Origin of the sequence: Escherichia sp. AM3, assembly GCF_032029835.1 — a bacterium.
GTDB lineage: Bacteria > Pseudomonadota > Gammaproteobacteria > Enterobacterales > Enterobacteriaceae > Escherichia > Escherichia coli.
This window is the reverse complement of the sequence record NZ_JAVUPQ010000250.1, coordinates 1-1,784: the sequence shown is the minus strand read 5'-3', so window position 1 is coordinate 1,784 and position 1,784 is coordinate 1. Positions and strand designations below refer to the sequence as shown.

The window sequence follows — 1,784 nt, the reverse complement described above, 5'->3', positions numbered from 1 at the left end:
GTACGACACGGATATCAACGCACGTGAAAGTGCCTTATGGGAAACAGCGGTGAATACGCTTAAAACGACCACCCGGGAAGAGCGACGAATTCGCTATATCACGCTGAACAGACCAGAACTACCTGAAACAAATGAGGAAAATCAGATATCAGTGAGAGCAGAAAGAGCCAGTATAAACCTGTTAACGCTTCCACAGGACAATAACCACCCGACAGGGCGTCCTGTAAACGGGTTTCATCATAAAAAAACCAACCGTCCGGACTGGGACGGAATGTACTGAACTGTGACCATACTTCGGTCTTCCCGCAAAAAACCTATTTAAAAATGCTGGTACTAGATACCAGCATTCAGATTACAGATTAACCGCATCATTGTAGGTACATATGGAACGTCTAATTTTTATATTCTTTAACCCTAGATCATCTAATTTTAACCGAAGCTGTTCATCAGATTGTTCAAATAAAGGCCCCAACACAATCTCTCTAATTGCCGTAATATTGTTACAGGTAAATTTCACCTTAGTATAATACGCAATTCCGTAATCAGTACTACGTTTTTCAAGTTTGTATGGTGGGGATGTATGTTCATCTACTTCAATAAGTCCTCGGACCTCATTTTCACATTCAAAACTCTCTCTCTTATATAATGAACATAGTCTGATAAGACTTGCATGAAGTATGCCACGTGCACATTTAATATTTAAACTTGAGCGATTAATATAATCATGCAATGCTTCTCTTACATATTCTCGAAACAGTTCTTCTGAATAGATAACAGGATGAAAAACAACTCTACCACTAATAGGTTGAAAACGTTCTTCAAACCGGGCAAGAATATGATATTGGGTTATAATATTCTCATCATAACCAATAGCAACGCCTTTGCCATTATCACCATACTCGCTCCACATGTTGGAACGATCTCCATCAGAACAGAAACAACAAATTAATATCTTGAAATTTTCGTCTATCTTATTAGGTGATACTTCTTCTAATAGTCTAATGCAATCTGGAAATTCCTCATTTATTATTCTCTTGACTATTTCATAGCCAGCCGAGTATTCTTCCGGATCATTCATATTCCGAAGATCGGTAAACCATAATTCTTGGTTTTCAATCATTTTAAAAAAAGTTTCAACACTTGCATAACGAAAAGCAAGATTAGTGCTCATAAAACATGATTCCGTCAATAGAGTTACTTAACATTGCCTAACATATTTATTTTTACCACCACATCCATATTTAATATTGGTGATTTTTTCATTCTATAACGAAACTAATAAAGCTTCATCTGTCATCTCATCGGAGAAGGCGGTTCCCAGAGTTTATCCTGCTCCGGCGGAGGCAGTGACGCATCATCATTGCTGTTCGCCGCGATATAATCGCGGTAGTAGCGTTCACTTCCTTCACGGTGATGATCCACGTCCGGTCGCGTAATCCTGTAGTCTTCGTGACCGGTACGGCCTGTCACATTATGCCAGGCAACCATTTCAGCAAAGACCTGGTTAAATTGTTTGTCGTTTCCTTCTGGTTCAAAACCCATGCGTGGATCACGCCCGAATAATACCGGTGCAATCAAATCCAGTTTATCTGCCAGCGCATTGCGGTCATGGTGATTACGGAAAACAACCCTGTCACCATAATCCGTACAGACAAACTCTCCCGTCCGACGGTCACGGAAACGAACACTCCCGTTCTTCTGCAGACGGGCCTCGAGATCACCGGTATTACCGTATACCGGCGTTCCGCCCGGTTCACAAAGCACGACACAGCGGTCTGTTGTCG

The 1,784-nt window shown here is 41.1% G+C and carries 1 protein-coding gene and 2 pseudogenes; 1 reads left to right on the top strand and 2 read right to left on the bottom strand.

The window, feature by feature from the left end:
- Nucleotides 1-280 (top strand): annotated as a pseudogene (locus tag RTW80_RS24700) (conjugal transfer protein TrbC); the annotation flags it as partial.
- A gap of 72 nt (nt 281-352) precedes the next feature.
- Here RTW80_RS24700 and RTW80_RS24695 read toward each other — a convergent pair.
- Nucleotides 353-1,171, bottom strand: a complete 819-nt coding sequence (locus tag RTW80_RS24695) for a DUF2971 domain-containing protein (protein WP_001760750.1) — start codon at nt 1,169-1,171, stop codon at nt 353-355.
- Between the two features lie 122 nt (nt 1,172-1,293).
- Nucleotides 1,294-1,784, bottom strand: a pseudogene (locus tag RTW80_RS24690) (relaxase NikB); the annotation flags it as partial.

Bases quoted from the DNA above. Each gene is read 5' to 3' on its own strand.
- RTW80_RS24695 (WP_001760750.1), bottom strand. From the start codon at position 1,171: ATGAGCACTAATCTTGCTTTTCGTTATGCAAGTGTTGAAACTTTTTTT.